This is a genomic window from Alcaligenes sp. GCM10023179 (assembly GCF_042653705.1).
GTDB lineage: Bacteria > Pseudomonadota > Gammaproteobacteria > Burkholderiales > Burkholderiaceae_B > Alcaligenes > Alcaligenes phenolicus.
Genome location: NZ_JBHSIQ010000001.1, coordinates 148,973 through 163,729 on the forward strand (window position 1 = coordinate 148,973; position 14,757 = coordinate 163,729).

Genomic DNA, 14,757 nt, shown 5'->3' on the forward strand with positions numbered 1-14,757 from the left:
CTGATATTGGAGAACTTATATGAAAAAATCTGCCATCCTATCCAGTGTATTAATGGCTACCGCTTTGAGTTTTGGTTTGCAAAGCGGTGCAATGGCTAATGAGCCAGCCGTTAATCAGGATCACTCGGCAACCGCAGGTGAAGCCGTCAGCGATACCTGGATCACCACCAAAATCAAGGCTGATCTGGCCAGCACCAAGGATTTGAAGAGCACGGATATCTCTGTTGAGACCAATAATGGCGTCGCAACATTGACCGGTACCGTGCCCAGTGAAATTGAGCACAAGAAAGCCGTTGCTGCAACGGAAAGTGTGAAAGGCGTTGTGAAAGTCGATTCGTCGGGATTGAAAGTAAAACCGGAATAAAAGTTCCGTCATCAATCCTCATTGTGAATTCCCGTTGAAACAGGAGAACGACTATGAATGAAGATACGATCAAAGGTAAATGGAAACAGTTGTCTGGCAAGATTCAGGCCAAATGGGGAAAACTGACCAATGACGATATTGATGTTGCCGAAGGCAATACCGAATATCTGGTCGGCAAAATTCAGGAACGCTACGGCATTGCACGTGAAGAAGCTGAAAAGCAAGTTCGCGACTTTAATGGCGGCGCCTGATCCTTTGGCTTGATTGCCCAGGACTACAAAACGCCCTGCATATGCAGGGCGTTTTTCTTTGTGCCTTGGCAAGGTTGCTGTCAGTCCTCATCCATCTGCTGGTAGCGTTCGACCAGGTAATCCAGCAATGCTCGCACAGCTGGCATCTGCCCCCGGCGGGAGGAAAACACGGCATGAATGATTTCGCGTCGTGGAGCCCAGTCCGGAATCAGTTTCACCAAAGAGCCGTCGGCCAATTGATCGCAGACTACCAGGGTAGGCAACTGCACCACACCAACGCCTTTTAGTGCTGCGCAGCGCAGGGCCGTCATATCGGTGGTAATCAGGCGGGGCGTGTGATGCAGCACGGCTTGTGCGCCATCGGGACCATACAAGGTCCAGGTATGGCTTTGTTGTGGCAGCCCCAATGCCAGGCTGGGATAGTCCGCCAGATCAGCGGGTGAGCCGGGCATCCCGTGGCGGGCAATTAGCTCCGGGCTGGCTATCAAACATTGGCTGCGGTCGGACAGAACACGCATCACCAGATCGCTGTCTTGCAATGGTGGCGGGCGCACGCGGATCGCCATATCCAGCGCTTCCCCGATCAGGTCCACGCGCCGGTTGGTGGCATCCAATTGCACCGTGACATGCGGGTAGCTGACCATGAAGTCGGCCAACATATCACTGACATGGGCGTTCAGTAAGGTGATGGGGCAACTGAGGCGCACCACACCGCGCGGCTCGGCACGTGTCAGTTCGATGGCTGCCTGTGCCGCTTCGGCCTCTACCAGCATGGCCTTGCAGTGCTCGTAATAGGTCTGGCCAATCTCGGTCACGGTAAAGCGGCGGGTGGAGCGCTGGATCAGCCGCACTCCCAGGCGCTCTTCCAGTGCAGCCAGCCTGCGGCTAAGCGTGGATTTGGGTAAACCCAGTGCGCGACCGGCCGGGGCAAAGCCGCCGTGATCCACAATCTGAACGTAGAAGTACAAGTCGTTTAAATCTTGCATGGCAGTTTTATCGTTCCATAAATGGAACATAGATGGCCGATTTAGGGGGCTACTGGCTTCGTTGTCCCGAGTTTATTCTGTCTCTTATGTTGAAACAAGGAGATGGACATGAAGAAAATTCTTGGTATCTATAGCGCTCCCCGTCCTCACTGGGTGGGCGACGGCTTCCCCGTTCGCTCCCTGTTTTCGTACCACACACACGCAAAACAGTTGAGCCCCTTCCTGCTGCTGGACTATGCCGGCCCTGCCGAGTTTGCTCCCAGCAACCACAAGCGCGGCGTTGGCCAGCACCCACATCGGGGTTTTGAAACCGTCACCATCGTCTACAAGGGCGAGGTTTCACACCACGACTCCACGGGCCAGGGCGGCACGATCGGCCCCGGTGATGTGCAGTGGATGACGGCCGGCTCGGGCATCTTGCACGAGGAGTATCACTCCGACGCTTTTGCTCGTTCTGGCGGCACTTTGGAAATGGTGCAGCTGTGGGTCAACCTGCCTGCCAAAGACAAGCGTGCTCCCGCTGGCTATCAGGCCATTACCGACCAGCAAATTCCTGTGGTCGCACTGCCTGATGCTGCTGGCATGGTGCGCGTGATTGCCGGTGAAAAGGATGGTGCTGCTGGCCCTGCCAGGACCTTTACCCCCATGAATGTATGGGATATGCGTCTGAATCAGGGTGGTATTGCCGAGCTGGAAAGCCCTGAAGGCTGGACAGCCGCCTTGGTGGTGCTGCAAGGCACCGTACTGGTCAATGGTCAAAGCGTGGCTCGTGAAGGGCAACTGGTCGTGCTGGATCGGACAGGCAGCCAGTTCAGCGTGGAAGCCAATAATGACGCCGTTGTCTTGCTGATCAGTGGTGAACCCATTGATGAGCCCATTGTGGGACACGGCCCCTTCGTCATGAATAGCAAGCAAGAGATTTTGCAGGCTATGGATGACTTCAGCAGTGGCCGCTTTGGTGCGATGGCACCAGGGTCGGCATCGTAGTGCAAGGCCCGCGGGGGCCGTATTCAGGTGGCCCCCGTCTCTCATCCACAGGAGAAACATGATGACTATCCCCAGCAATGTAGCCAACTTTAATGGTGCCGCTCCCGTAATTGATCCCGATGATGCAGTCATGCTGCTGATCGACCACCAAAGCGGCCTGTTTCAGACCGTGAAGGACATGCCCATGACCACCTTGCGTGACCATGCGACAGCACTGGCCAAAATCGCCACCTTGAGCAAGCTGCCCGTGATTACCACGGCTTCCGTGCCCCAAGGCCCGAACGGTCCTCTGATTCCCGAGATTCACCAGAATGCTCCCCACGCCCAATACGTGGCACGCAAGGGCGAGATCAATGCCTGGCACAACGAGGACTTTGTTGCCGCTGTCAAGGCAACCGGCCGCAAGACTTTGATCATTGCCGGCACCATTACCAGCGTGTGCATGGCTTTCCCTGCGATCAGTGCGGTGGCTGAAGGCTACAAGGTGTTTGTGGTGATTGATGCCTCCGGCACCTACTCCAAGATGGCCGAGGAAATTACCCTGGCTCGCATGATGCAGGCCGGTGTGGTGCCTATCGATACGGGTGCTGTTGCCTCCGAACTGCAGCGCACCTGGAACCGCCCTGATGCCCAGGAATGGGCCCAGGTCTACACCAAGATTTTCCCCGCCTATCAGTTGCTGATCGAAAGCTATGCCAAAGCACAGGACGTGCTCAAGAATCAGGAACAGCTGGATTCGCAGCGTTAATCAACGCCGCGCTCTTGCAGTACCGGGTGCAGTCCCGCACCCGCCCCTTTCAATCATCGTTAAGGAAGACTGAGATGACTACGCCTTACAAACGTCTTGATAAAGACCAAGCCGCTGTACTTCTGGTTGATCACCAAACGGGGCTGCTGTCTCTGGTGCGTGACATTGATCCAGACAAGTTCAAGAACAACGTTTTGGCTCTGGCCGATCTGGCCAAGTACTTCAACTTGCCCACCATTCTGACCACCAGCTTTGAAGAAGGCCCTAACGGTCCTTTGGTCCCCGAGCTGAAAGAAACCTTCCCGGATGCGCCTTACATCGCTCGCCCTGGCCAGATCAACGCCTGGGATAACCAAGACTTCGTCAAAGCCATCAAGGCAACGGGCAAGAAGCAGCTGATCATTGCCGGTGTGGTGACAGAAGTGTGCGTGGCTTTCCCGGCCCTGTCGGCTTTGGAAGAAGGCTTTGATGTGTTTGTGGTCACCGATGCGTCGGGCACTTTCAACGAACTGACACGTCACTCGGCCTGGGATCGCATGTCTTCGGCCGGTGCTCAACTGATGACCTGGTTTGGCGTGGCTTGCGAACTGCACCGCGACTGGCGTAACGACGTGGAAGGTCTGGGTGCCTTGTTCTCCAACCATATCCCCGACTACCGCAACTTGATCAATAGCCACACCAAGTTCACATCCGGTAAGTAAATCGCTTCGGCGCTGCGCTGGTCACTTGAGTGGCCAGCGCTTTTGGCTGTTTGAAACCCAGCCCCCAGATCTGTTTTCAGGAGTTCGATCCATGAGTACACACAGTTCCGAAGTCTCTTCATCCTTTGATTGTCCCGAAGACATCAACGGCGAAAAACGTGTTCAACGTGTTGCCGGGCGCGGCGCACAAGTGGGTGGGGACATTACCGTCAGCCGGATTCTGCCTTCCTCGCAACGGCGCATGGTGGGGGCCTGGTGCTTCCTGGATCATGCAGGGCCTGCCGTGTTCACGTCGGGCTCCGGCCTGCGTGTGGGCCCTCATCCACATATTGGCCTGCAAACCTTTACCTGGATGATTCAGGGCGAGGTTCTGCACCGTGACAGCCTGGGCCATGTGCAAGTGGTCAAGCCTGGTCAGGTGAACTTGATGACAGCCGGACGCGGTATCAGCCATACCGAGGAGTCTTTGCCCGGCGAGGACAAGCTGCATGCGGTTCAGCTCTGGATTGCCTTGCCGTCCAAGGACGCCACCTGTGAACCCGCTTTTGACCACCATCCTGACTTGCCTCGTTGGCGCGAGGGCGAGTGCGACTTTACCCTGCTGGCCGGTACCTATGCACAGCATCAGGCACCCAGCAAAATGTATTCGCCTATGGTGGGGATGGATTTGAGCAGCTCCAAGGCTGGGGAAGTGAGACTGAATTTGAACCCCGAGTTTGAGTATGGCTTTTTAGTCGTGCAAGGCACCCTGGGTATTCAGTCCGAGCAGTTCGAGGCCAATGAACTGGCCTATGTGGGCCGTGGCCTGACGCAGTTGAGCTTGAGTCTGAGTGCCGGCAGCCGAGTCATTGTGCTGGGTGGCGAACCGTACACCGAGGAGCTGGTGCTGTGGTGGAATTTTGTTGGTGAAAACAAGGATGTCATCGGCCAGGCACAACGCGATTGGCGTGCGGCCCATGAGCGCTTTGGTGTGGTGCATGGCTATGACGGTGAACCCTTGATTGCGCCGGATCTGCCATGGGAAAGCAACTGATTTTCAGTGACGGCTGCTGGTTCTGATCGTCTATTGCGATGACGCTGGCCGTGGTTTGCTGGCTGCCTGTCCTGGTTTCCGAGCAGGGCTATGGCGCATGTGTATTTCGCCCTTATCCCGTTGTTCAGATGGCCCCTTTTGGGGCCATTGTATCTGTGTACAGTTTGTCCACCGTGACTGGCGGTCTGCCTGTGATCGGAGTACAAAACAGTGTGCTGGTGCAAGCAAGGCCACAGGAAAAGGTCTGTACGGCTGCGGTCAAGCCCTTTTGTTTGCACAACAGCGTTGAACAATTTCTAAAAGGTAGCTGGAATGCGATTGAAAGATAAAGTGGCCATAGTCACCGGTTCGGCAGCTGGAATTGGTTTGGCAACAGCCAGGAAGTTTGCTCAGGAAGGGGCGATTGTGGTGTTGTGTGATCGTAATGCGGATGCCGTCAATCAAGCAGCGCAGTCTTTAAGTGGTAATGGCGTTACCGCCGTAGGCTACACCGTGGATGTGACGGACCGTGCACAGATTGACGCCATGGTGGCGGATGTGAAGCAAAAGTTTGGCCGCATTGATGTGCTGGTGAACAATGCCGGCATCACCAAGGACGCCAAGCTGGTGCGCATGACCGAGCAGCAATTTGATGATGTGATTGATGTGAACCTGAAAGCGGTTTTCAACTTCACTCAGGCCGTGGCCGCGGTGATGCTGGAGCAGGAAAGCGGTTCCATTCTGAACGCTTCCAGCGTGGTGGGTTTGTACGGCAATTATGGTCAAACCAATTACGCGGCCAGCAAGTTCGGGGTGATAGGCTTTACCAAAACCTGGGCCAGGGAGTTGGGCCCCAAGGGGATACGCGTCAATGCCGTCTGTCCCGGTTTTATCGAGACAGACATTCTGAAAACCATCCCCGAAAAAGTGCTGCAAGGCTTTCGTGATCATTGCTGGCTGCGCCGCATGGGCAAGCCTGAAGAGATCGCCAATGTGTATGCGTTTTTGGCCTCGGATGAAGCCAGCTTCATCAATGGCACGACGCTGGAAGTGTCGGGCGGTTTGACGGTTTAATACCGTGTTCTGAACGATGGCTTGGAGGATTCCTGTTTGAATCCTGAGCCGCCACAAAAAAGCCTGAATCTGACTTAAAGCAGATTCAGGCTTTTTCTACGGGAACAAGTGGTTTGGCGTTGCCGCTGTGAAAGTTGCAGGGGGCGTTTCAGGCCCCCCATCCGACAGCACCTACCCTCTATATAGAGAGGGCTGTTTTATTAATCCAGCTCGGGGTGGCGGTCCACCAGACGCTGGCGTTTTTGCTTCAAGGCTTCCAGTTCTTCCTCGGCCTTGGCAATGGCTTCTTCCACATCTTGCACGCTTTGTTCGATGTGGTCATACGCTTCTTGCAGCAGTTCCTTGGCTTCCTTGCGGTTGGAGGCGGTAGGTGTATCGCCGCGCAAGGGGCGGTTCGCCGTTTCGGGCAGGAACAGGGCGGTAATCAAGCCGATGACACTGGCAAACATCAAATAGTAGGCAGGCACCAGCAAGTTGTTGGTCTGCTCCACCAGCCAGGCCGCAACCGTAGGCGTCAGGCCCGCCACAATAATGGCGATGTTAAAGGAGGCGGCCAAGGCACTGTAACGTAGCCGGGTCGGGAACAGGGCGGGCAGGGTAGAGGCCATGACCCCGGTCAGGCAGTTCAGTAAAACGGCCAGAATCAGCAGCCCCAGGAAGATCTGCACATTGCTGTCGCTACCAATAAAGTGAAAGGCGGGAATCGCAAAGATCAGCAGGCCCAGACTACCGGCCATCAGAAAGGGTTTGCGACCTATCTTATCGCTGACAAAACCCACCACCGGTTGCACGAACAGCATCCCTATCATCACCACCACAATAATGAAGACACCATGTTCTTCGGCATAGCCCAGGCTGCTGGACAGATAGGTAGGCATATAGGTCAGCAACATGTAATAGGTGATGTTGGTAACCAGCACCATGCCAATACAAATTAGCAGGGCTTTGCGGTACTTGGAGAAGATCTCGCCAAAGGAAACCGTGGGGCGCTCTGTCAGGGCGGCGCGGTCTTCTTTCTCCATCTTTTCCAGTTGCTCGGTAAAGGCGGGAGTCTCTTCAGCGGCATGGCGCAGGTACAAGCCCAAAATACCCAGTGGACCGGCAATCAGGAAAGGAATGCGCCAGCCCCAATCCTGGAAGGTCTCTTCGGTCAGGGACGTTTGCAGCAGCACGACCAAACCGGCGCCCAGAACAAAGCCCGCGATAGAGCCAAAGTCCAGCCAGCTACCCAGGAACCCGCGCTGCCGGTCGGGCGCGTATTCGGCCACAAAAACTGCCGCGCCAGTGTATTCACCGCCTACGGAAAAGCCTTGGGCCAGCTTGCACAGCAGCAGCAAAATGGGTGCCCAGATGCCGATGGATAGATAAGAGGGGATCAGGCCGATCAGGAAGGTGCTGATGGCCATGATGATGATGGTCAGGGAAAGCACTTTCTGACGTCCGAACTTGTCCCCCATCAACCCGAAGAACACTCCGCCCAGAGGCCGCACCAAAAAGGGCACCGAGAAGGTACCCAGGGCGGCGATGGTTTGTACTGCGGGAGAGGCATCGGGGAAAAAGACTTTACCCAAGGTGGCGGCCACAAAGCCGTAAACGCCAAAGTCAAACCATTCCATGGCGTTGCCCAAGGCAGCGGCGGTTACGGCTTTTTTAAGTTTGCTGTTGTCTACGACGGTAATGTCGTCAATGTGAAGCGGCTTGGCGTTGCTGGATGCCGCGGAGGACTGCGTCATATGGCTTCTCCTGGAGAGCAGGACAATGACCTGCAGGGTCGCCCTGTGTGCGATCGATACCAGAGAAGAAGCACTGGCATGACGGCATTCTGATCAGGCGAGGCTTGAAGGCGATTCTACGTCCGGCTTTGCTGTTCGTCTATCGAAGGGAAAGGGTCGAGCAGTCAGGGCCAAGTCGCGAGAAAAACGGGACGCGACTTGCCGTCCTTATTGTTACTGAGCCCAAGCCTGTCTCCCACCATATTTGCACATGCTTACAGAGCGCGGCATCCAGGCGGTAAAGGAGCTTTTTTCACGTAGGCTCGCACCTCATCGACCAATGCCGCCGCCGCGGGCGTCAAGTCATGTTCTTGGTGAAACATCAGACACAAGGTACGGACCAGCGTGGGGGCCTGCAGCAAGGAGAAGCTCAGACCGGGCATCAAGACCCGTTGTGCAGCCAAGGCGGGCAGCAGGGCAATGGCCAGACCACTTTGCACCAGCGCTGCTTGCGAGGTGGTGCTGGAGGCTTCGTAAAACGGGGCCGAGGTTTCGATGGGCAGGTCCGGACGGGACTGCAGCACCGCCATGATCCCGGTTTCGTCTACGACGCCGACCAGTTTGCGTTCGTCCAGAGCAGACCAGCTGACCGTGTTGTTGGCATCCGGTTTGATCAGCTTGTCGTCGCTGCGATAGAGCACGCCAAACTGGTCTTCCAGCAAGGGTTGACTGTCCAACCCTTGGACATCCGCCCAGGGACTGGTCAGACCAAAGTCGATCTCCCCGGCCACGATCTGGCGTTGAATGCGTCCCGAGTTGTCATCCCGTAAATACAGACGGACCGCCGGATGCTGCTGGGAGAAATTGGCGGCTGCCGGTGCTATCAAATCCGTAATGGCCGACGGCGCTGCGGCCACACTGACCCGCCCGCTTTTCAATTCCCCATAACGCATGACATCGCTGATGGCGCCATCAAAATCTGCCAGCAGGCGGGTGATGCGCGGCAGGAACTCCTGACCAATAGGCGTCAGGGATACACGCCGACTGGTGCGGTTGAACAAGGTGGTATTCAGGGCAACTTCCAACTGCTGGATCAGGCCCGTGACCGAGGATTGTGTTTGAAAAAGACGACGCGCGGCATGGGTGAAACTGGCCTCCTGGGCCACGGCGACAAACGCGTTCAAGTGCTTGAGCGTGATGTGCTTGGGAAGTCTGTCCATATCATTTTCTGATTAATCAATTAACTTAAACAATTTTTCATATTAATAATACCTTTGGATAATGCGGTCAACTCCCCTATTTGTGGGAGGGTTAGTGGAGACGTAGATGCAGACAGACGACCGCAGGCTGGACGTCAAGATCAGCAATGGCTGGATTATTGATGGCTTGGCCACCCCGCGTTGGCGTGGTGATGTGGGTATTCGAGAAGGACGGATTGTCGCCGTGGGCGACTTGAGCGCCTGGCACGCCGATCAATCGGTGGACGCCAGCGGCCATGTGGTGGCTCCCGGGTTTATCGATACTCACGGCCATGATGATTTGATGTTCATCGAGCGGCCTGTTCTGGACTGGAAAACCAGCCAGGGCATTACGACGGTTGTGGTCGGCAATTGTGGCGTCAGCGCTTTCCCGGCTCCTTTGCCCGGTAACTCGGCAGCGGCTTTGGCCTTGCTGGGCGATTCTCCCTTGTTTGAAGACATGGCGCAGTACGTGCAAGCCGTGCGCAAGCTCAAGCCCATGATCAACGTGGCGGCTTTGGTCGGTCACGCGAATCTGCGCATGGCCGTGATGCAGGACCCCTTGTCCCAGCCGAATGCCGACGAACAAAAGGCCATGGAAGCCTTGCTGGCCAAGGCCTTGGAAGAAGGCGCCGTGGGCTTTAGCACCGGCCTGGCTTACGAGCCCGGCTGCATGGCCGAGCCGGCCGAACTGGAAGGTCTGGCCCGTGTTGCCGCTTCCAAAGGCTCTTTGCACACCAGTCATATTCGCAATGAAGGCGATACGGTGCAGGAGTCGGTAGAAGAAGTGCTGGCGGTAGGCCGCCAGACGCAGTGCGCCACCCTGGTGTCGCACCACAAGTGCATGATGCCGGCCAACTGGGGCCGCAGCAGCCATACCTTGGCCAATATTGATCGGGCCCGCGCCGATGGCGTTCAGGCCACCCTGGATATTTATCCCTATTCGGGCAGCTCCACGATCCTGATCCCCGAGCGCGCCCACACCATAGACCAGATTCGTATTACCTGGTCCGAGCCTCACCCCGAGTGCAATGGCCTGTATCTGGCCGAGATTGCCGAGCAGTGGGGCTGCGACCGGGAAACTGCCGCACGGCGTTTGCTGCCTGCTGGCGCGATTTATTTTGCGATGGACGAGAAAGAAGTCCAGCGCATTTTCAGCCACCCATGTTGCATGGTGGGCTCGGACGGATTGCCTGCGGATGCGCATCCCCACCCTCGTTTGTGGGGTAGTTTCACGCGCATTTTAGGGCGGTACGTACGCGAAGATGGCCTGATGTCCCTGGAGCAGGCGGTTGCCAAAATGACAGCCATGCCTGCCTCGGTCTTCGGGCTTGAAAACCGCGGCGTGTTGCAAGTCGGCGCCTGGGCGGATCTGGTGGTGTTTAATCCCGAAACGGTGCAAGATTGCGCCACCTGGGAAGAGCCCACCTTACCGTCTCAAGGTGTGCAGACCGTGTTTGTGAATGGCGTACAGGTTCACCCTGTTGCCCCGGAGCAGCGGCCCGGCCAGGTGCTTGATCGCGCCTTTGCCGCTCAGGCACAAAGCCTGGATGCGCCGATTATCCCGCTATAAGCGGCGCGTCGGACAAGAAAACAGTCGCTGTGATCTGGGGCGGTCAACCAGGGCAGGGCGATTGCATCACATGCAGGCCGGTTTTTGAAAACTGGCCAGGAAGGATCGTTAAGGAGACGACATGAGTGTCATTCAGCAACAAATGCCAACGGGCAAGCGCAATGCTGCCATGGTGGTGTTTTTAATTGGCATGGCGATTGCCTTGTACACCCACTTTTACATGCCGGGTGAAAGCTCCCTGTGGGGCTTGACGCCGGTAGTGGTGTTTGCGCTTATCGCCTTGTTGGGTGTGGATATTGTTCTGGCCACGATTGGTGCGATTGTATTGGGCGCCATCATGACCAGTACCACGCCCATTGCCATGGGCAAACTGCTGGCCGAGTCCCTGGGCTCGTTCATTGCCGTGGTGGGTTTGATTATTGTGCTGGGCGCCGGGGTGGGTGAAGTGGCTGCCCGTACGGGTGCCGCCGAGCAATTGGTGCGAGCCATTGTGAAGCGTATTGGCTTGTCCAATCCGGTGCGTGTGCGTCTGGGCATCATGGTGGCCTCCACCTTGATCTGTGGCGCTCTGGGTACGCTGGCTGGCGGTAACGCCATTATTGCTGCGGTGGTGATTCCAATTGCTGCGGCCGTGCGTCTGTCCCCTCCTGCTGTGGCTGCCTTGTTCCAAAGCGCCGGTTCCGCCGGTCTGGTGCTGGGCCCATTCACCCCTAACGTGGTGACCGTGACGGGTCTGACCGGTTTGAGCTACACCGATTACCTGCTGGTTGCCGGTCTGCCCATGGCTGCTGCTACCTTGCTGACGGGCTGGTTCATGTCCGGTCGTATTCAGAAGATGACCAAGGATCATTTCCAGTACGAAGAAGCCTCGCAAGGTCAGGCTGCTTTTGACGTGAATGCCAAGGCCTCCCCCAAGGCCGTGCGTGCTGCCTGGGCTTTCTGCATCACCATCGTGGGTCTGGCTGCAGTGGGTATTGCCTCCAAAGCTGGCTTTGCTTACGCCATTATTGTGATGGTGTCCCTGGGTGCCACCACCGGTCTGGCCGGTGGCATGAACCCACGTGAAATTCTGCAGGCCATGTATGCCGGTGCGGGCAAGCTGATCTGGATTTTCTTCCTGTTCTGGCTGTTCAACCCGGTGCTGGTGCTGGTGGATCAGTTGAACGCCTATCACGCCTTGCTGGATTCGGTGCAGCCCTATCTGGTCGGTATTAGTGGCGCCGTGCTGTGCATGTTGATTGTGGCCTTTAACGTGGTCGGTCACATTCCGGGTGCTGCCGTGGCGCAGATGACTTTCACCGCCAAGATCTTTGGTCCTGTGCTGGCGGCCGCCGGTGTGGGCCCCGCAGCCACTGCCGCCGTGATTCTGGGCAGTTCGCAGATTGACTGGTTTGGTCCTTTCCCTTCTTCAGATATGTTCGGCCAGATGGGCCTGGCGCGTTCCACTCAGCTCAAGTACATGTTGTATAACGGCTGGGCGGTCATGGCGGTCAACTTGTTGATGTTCGTCGGCCTGTTCCTGATTCTGGTCTAAGTATTGAAGGAGTGTTTGTATGTTTACCTTAGGAAGCGAGTTGCTGGATGCGCCACTGGTTCGGGAGCGCCTGCAGGAACGACTGGAGCCTTTGCTGACCCAGGAGTCCGCCCGTATTTCGATGGCGGTCTACGCTACCGACGGTACCTCCTTGTTCGAGTGGCAGGCGCAGCGCGTCATGCCCTCGGCCAGCCTGATCAAAACGCCCATGCTCCTGTGCCTGCTGGAACAGGTGGCACAGGGCAAGCTGTCGCTCGATACGGTTTACCCTCTGCCCGAGGGCGACCGTACCCCTGGCACCGGCATTTTGAGTCAGCTGCCCGGCGTGCCCAGCCTGAGCCTGCGCGAGTTGGCTCTTTTAATGATTATCCTGAGCGATAACGTCGCCACCAATGCCCTGATCGATTTGCTGGGCATGGATAACATCAACGCCTGGAGCGCACAGGCCGGCTTGAAGCACACGGATTTGCAGCGCCACATGATGGACATGAAGGCGCGCGAGGCCGGTAAAGACAACTGGACGACTGTTCAGGATGCCTGCTCGACCTTGCTGTATCTATTGCATTCGCCTGCCCTGCCGGAAAACCTGCGTCAGCAGGGGCTGGACATGCTGGCGGATCAGCGCGAACGAGGTCACTTTGCGGCAATTTTGCCTTCTATCGCCCAACTGGCGCACAAGACCGGCTCCTTGCCCGGCTTGCGTCACGATGCCGGTATCTTGACGATGGGCGAACGCAGTGTGGTGCTGGCTGTGATGGCCGATGGCTTTACCGATGGCCGCACCAGCACCTCTTTATACGGTGGCCAGGGAGCGGGTGTCTTGTCCCGTCTGGCCTTGGAAACGGCCCGCGCCCTGCAGTATTGAGCCGGTCCGAAAGGATAAAAGTATGTCTACGACACGTGTTGCCCTGGTTCAATTGGATAGCGGCCGCGACCGCCAAACCAATCTGGACCAGCTGGAACATTGGGTGCTGGCCGCTGCCAAAGACGGCGCACAACTGATTGTGACTCCCGAGTACAGCGATGTACGTGGTGATACGGAATGGTTGCAGCAAAATGCCACGCCCATTCCGGGTCTGGTGACGGATCACATGGCCAGCCTGGCGCGCCGCACCGGTGCCTGGATTCATCTGGGTTCCATGCACGAGCGCCGTCCTGATGATCATCGCCTGGGCAACACGAGCGTGACGTTTTCACCAGAGGGTGAAATCGTGGCGCAATACCGCAAAGTGCATTTGTACGATGCGGTGGTGAACGGTCTGGAATACCGCGAGTCCGACGATTTCTGCCACGGCCAGCATCTGCAAAATGTGCAGGTCGGGGATCTGAATCTGGGCCTGAGCATTTGCTACGACATGCGCTTTGCCGAGCTGTTCCGTACCTTGCGTGCCCGTGGCGCGAATGTGCTGGTAGTGCCCGCCGCCTTTAATGTGCATACCGGCCGTGACCACTGGGAAGTGCTGTTGCGCGCCCGAGCCATTGAAAATCAGTGTTACGTGCTGGCCGCCGCGCAGATCGGCGGTCCCGGTCCTGCCATGCCGTGCTTGGGTCGCAGCATGATTATTGACCCTTGGGGCACCGTATTGGCCTGTATGCCTGATCATCCAGGCTATATCTGCGCCGATCTGGACCCCGCTCGCGTGCAGCGCATGCGTGAATCACTTCCGGCCTGGCAGCACCGCCGGGGTGATCTGTATCCTATTCCTTCTTGATTGTGTGCTGAAACAGACTGGAGTCTGCCATGACCGTACCTGCTGCCTTTGAGTTTTATCCGGGCACTGCCCCCTTGTTGATTTCCATGCCCCATTCGGGCACCTACGTGCCGTCGGACTTGCTGGCGCGTTTTACGGAGTCAGCGCGTCAGGTGCCGGATACGGATTGGCATATTCCCCGCTTGTATGAATGTGCCCAGAAATTGGGTGCGTCCGTGTTGGTGGCGACGTATTCGCGTTTTGTGGTGGATCAGAACCGTCCGCCGGACAATGCCAGCCTGTATCCCGGTCAAAGCGTCACCAGCCTGTGTCCCGTGGACACGTTTGGCGATGAACCCATTTACCAGCCTGGCCAGGAACCGGACGAGCGTGAGGTTGCCCAGCGTCGCGAGACCATCTGGCTGCCGTATCACCAGAAACTGGAAGAAGAGCTGACGCGTTTGCTGGCCCTGCATGGCCGTGTGGTCCTGTGGGATGCGCATTCGATTCGTTCGGTCGTGCCGCGCTTTTTTGAAGGCCGTCTGCCGGATCTGAATTTCGGGACCGCCAATGGTCAGAGTTGCGATCCAGCCTTGAGCGAACGTCTGATGAAAACCGCCTCGGCCAACAAAGATTACAGCAGCGTGTTGAATGGTCGTTTCAAAGGTGGTTACATTACCCGCCACTACGGACGTCCCGAGCAGAACATCCATGCTGTGCAGCTGGAAATGGCACAGTGCTGCTATATGGAAGAGCAGTGGCCCTTTGAATACAAGGAAGAGGCGGCTCGCAACATCCAGCCCCTGATCGAGGCCTTGCTGCGCGACGCGCTGGCTTTTGCGACCGAGTCGTAAATTCATCCTGAGCCCCGGCACAGACAGGCCGG

Annotated in this window: 15 protein-coding genes; 12 read left to right on the plus strand and 3 right to left on the minus strand. The window is 57.0% G+C overall.

Features of this window, described 5'->3' with window-relative positions; genetic code table 11:
* Nucleotides 1-19: 19 nt before the first annotated feature.
* Both ACFPDR_RS00700 and ACFPDR_RS00705 read left to right on the plus strand, forming a co-directional pair.
* Entirely contained in the window at nucleotides 20-364 is a 345-nt protein-coding gene (locus tag ACFPDR_RS00700) for a BON domain-containing protein (RefSeq protein ID WP_035269768.1), read from the plus strand.
* A 53-nt stretch (nucleotides 365-417) separates the two neighbouring features.
* Entirely contained in the window at nucleotides 418-615 is a 198-nt protein-coding gene (locus ACFPDR_RS00705) for a CsbD family protein (protein ID WP_009456875.1), read from the plus strand.
* 80 nt (nucleotides 616-695) lie between these two features.
* Here ACFPDR_RS00705 and ACFPDR_RS00710 read toward each other — a convergent pair whose 3' ends face one another.
* Nucleotides 696-1,601: a LysR family transcriptional regulator gene (locus ACFPDR_RS00710; protein WP_009456866.1), complete on the minus strand. Its 906-nt coding sequence runs from the start codon at nucleotides 1,599-1,601 to the stop codon at nucleotides 696-698.
* Nucleotides 1,602-1,709: 108 nt separating this feature from the next.
* Here ACFPDR_RS00710 and ACFPDR_RS00715 point away from each other — a divergent pair, with 108 nt between their 5' ends.
* The 5 genes from ACFPDR_RS00715 (at nucleotide 1,710) to fabG (ending at nucleotide 6,123) form a co-directional block, all read left to right on the plus strand.
* On the plus strand, nucleotides 1,710-2,588 hold the full coding sequence (locus tag ACFPDR_RS00715) for a pirin family protein (RefSeq protein WP_203145345.1): 879 nt from the start codon (nucleotides 1,710-1,712) through the stop codon (nucleotides 2,586-2,588).
* A 61-nt stretch (nucleotides 2,589-2,649) separates the two neighbouring features.
* The gene (locus tag ACFPDR_RS00720; RefSeq protein ID WP_376911053.1) at nucleotides 2,650-3,336 is read left to right on the plus strand and encodes a hydrolase; all 687 of its coding nucleotides are present in this window, start codon (nucleotides 2,650-2,652) and stop codon (nucleotides 3,334-3,336) included.
* Between the two features lie 74 nt (nucleotides 3,337-3,410).
* Complete coding sequence (gene ycaC / locus ACFPDR_RS00725; protein WP_376910189.1) at nucleotides 3,411-4,037, plus strand: isochorismate family cysteine hydrolase YcaC; 627 nt, start codon at nucleotides 3,411-3,413, stop codon at nucleotides 4,035-4,037.
* A 91-nt stretch (nucleotides 4,038-4,128) separates the two neighbouring features.
* Entirely contained in the window at nucleotides 4,129-5,070 is a 942-nt protein-coding gene (locus ACFPDR_RS00730; protein ID WP_376910190.1) for a pirin family protein, read from the plus strand.
* A 312-nt stretch (nucleotides 5,071-5,382) separates the two neighbouring features.
* Nucleotides 5,383-6,123 carry a 3-oxoacyl-ACP reductase FabG gene (gene fabG / locus ACFPDR_RS00735; RefSeq protein ID WP_009456856.1) on the plus strand — a complete coding sequence of 247 codons (741 nt, stop codon included), beginning with the start codon at nucleotides 5,383-5,385 and terminating at the stop codon, nucleotides 6,121-6,123.
* Between the two features lie 200 nt (nucleotides 6,124-6,323).
* Here fabG and proP read toward each other — a convergent pair whose 3' ends face one another.
* The gene (gene proP / locus ACFPDR_RS00740; RefSeq protein WP_022983652.1) at nucleotides 6,324-7,856 is read right to left on the minus strand and encodes a glycine betaine/L-proline transporter ProP; all 1,533 of its coding nucleotides are present in this window, start codon (nucleotides 7,854-7,856) and stop codon (nucleotides 6,324-6,326) included.
* A 254-nt stretch (nucleotides 7,857-8,110) separates the two neighbouring features.
* Complete coding sequence (locus ACFPDR_RS00745) at nucleotides 8,111-9,055, minus strand: LysR family transcriptional regulator (RefSeq protein ID WP_035269784.1); 945 nt, start codon at nucleotides 9,053-9,055, stop codon at nucleotides 8,111-8,113.
* A gap of 106 nt (nucleotides 9,056-9,161) precedes the next feature.
* Between ACFPDR_RS00745 and ACFPDR_RS00750 the strand changes: the two genes are divergently transcribed.
* The 5 genes from ACFPDR_RS00750 (at nucleotide 9,162) to hutG (ending at nucleotide 14,725) form a co-directional block, all read left to right on the plus strand.
* Nucleotides 9,162-10,646, plus strand: coding sequence for an N-acyl-D-amino-acid deacylase family protein (locus ACFPDR_RS00750; RefSeq protein WP_035269787.1), 1,485 nt, complete (start codon nucleotides 9,162-9,164; stop codon nucleotides 10,644-10,646).
* A 121-nt stretch (nucleotides 10,647-10,767) separates the two neighbouring features.
* On the plus strand, nucleotides 10,768-12,180 hold the full coding sequence (locus tag ACFPDR_RS00755) for a hypothetical protein (RefSeq protein WP_035269790.1): 1,413 nt from the start codon (nucleotides 10,768-10,770) through the stop codon (nucleotides 12,178-12,180).
* Nucleotides 12,181-12,199: 19 nt separating this feature from the next.
* Nucleotides 12,200-13,045 carry a serine hydrolase gene (locus ACFPDR_RS00760; RefSeq protein ID WP_035269792.1) on the plus strand — a complete coding sequence of 282 codons (846 nt, stop codon included), beginning with the start codon at nucleotides 12,200-12,202 and terminating at the stop codon, nucleotides 13,043-13,045.
* 22 nt (nucleotides 13,046-13,067) lie between these two features.
* Nucleotides 13,068-13,892 (plus strand): carbon-nitrogen hydrolase family protein, encoded by an 825-nt coding sequence (locus ACFPDR_RS00765; RefSeq protein WP_026483610.1) that lies wholly within the window; start codon nucleotides 13,068-13,070, stop codon nucleotides 13,890-13,892.
* Between the two features lie 29 nt (nucleotides 13,893-13,921).
* Nucleotides 13,922-14,725, plus strand: coding sequence for an N-formylglutamate deformylase (hutG, locus tag ACFPDR_RS00770; protein ID WP_009456846.1), 804 nt, complete (start codon nucleotides 13,922-13,924; stop codon nucleotides 14,723-14,725).
* The last annotated feature ends 32 nt before the right edge of the window (nucleotides 14,726-14,757 follow it).

Coding starts and splice junctions, on each gene's coding strand:
- ACFPDR_RS00745 (WP_035269784.1), bottom strand. CDS start 9,055: ATGGACAGACTTCCCAAGCACATCACGCTCAAGCACTTGAACGCGTTT.
- ACFPDR_RS00700 (WP_035269768.1), top strand. CDS start 20: ATGAAAAAATCTGCCATCCTATCCAGTGTATTAATGGCTACCGCTTTG.
- proP (WP_022983652.1), bottom strand. CDS start 7,856: ATGACGCAGTCCTCCGCGGCATCCAGCAACGCCAAGCCGCTTCACATT.
- ACFPDR_RS00710 (WP_009456866.1), bottom strand. CDS start 1,601: ATGCAAGATTTAAACGACTTGTACTTCTACGTTCAGATTGTGGATCAC.
- ACFPDR_RS00715 (WP_203145345.1), top strand. CDS start 1,710: ATGAAGAAAATTCTTGGTATCTATAGCGCTCCCCGTCCTCACTGGGTG.
- ACFPDR_RS00755 (WP_035269790.1), top strand. CDS start 10,768: ATGAGTGTCATTCAGCAACAAATGCCAACGGGCAAGCGCAATGCTGCC.
- ACFPDR_RS00750 (WP_035269787.1), top strand. CDS start 9,162: ATGCAGACAGACGACCGCAGGCTGGACGTCAAGATCAGCAATGGCTGG.
- ACFPDR_RS00760 (WP_035269792.1), top strand. CDS start 12,200: ATGTTTACCTTAGGAAGCGAGTTGCTGGATGCGCCACTGGTTCGGGAG.
- ACFPDR_RS00730 (WP_376910190.1), top strand. CDS start 4,129: ATGAGTACACACAGTTCCGAAGTCTCTTCATCCTTTGATTGTCCCGAA.
- fabG (WP_009456856.1), top strand. CDS start 5,383: ATGCGATTGAAAGATAAAGTGGCCATAGTCACCGGTTCGGCAGCTGGA.
- ycaC (WP_376910189.1), top strand. CDS start 3,411: ATGACTACGCCTTACAAACGTCTTGATAAAGACCAAGCCGCTGTACTT.
- ACFPDR_RS00720 (WP_376911053.1), top strand. CDS start 2,650: ATGACTATCCCCAGCAATGTAGCCAACTTTAATGGTGCCGCTCCCGTA.
- ACFPDR_RS00765 (WP_026483610.1), top strand. CDS start 13,068: ATGTCTACGACACGTGTTGCCCTGGTTCAATTGGATAGCGGCCGCGAC.
- hutG (WP_009456846.1), top strand. CDS start 13,922: ATGACCGTACCTGCTGCCTTTGAGTTTTATCCGGGCACTGCCCCCTTG.
- ACFPDR_RS00705 (WP_009456875.1), top strand. CDS start 418: ATGAATGAAGATACGATCAAAGGTAAATGGAAACAGTTGTCTGGCAAG.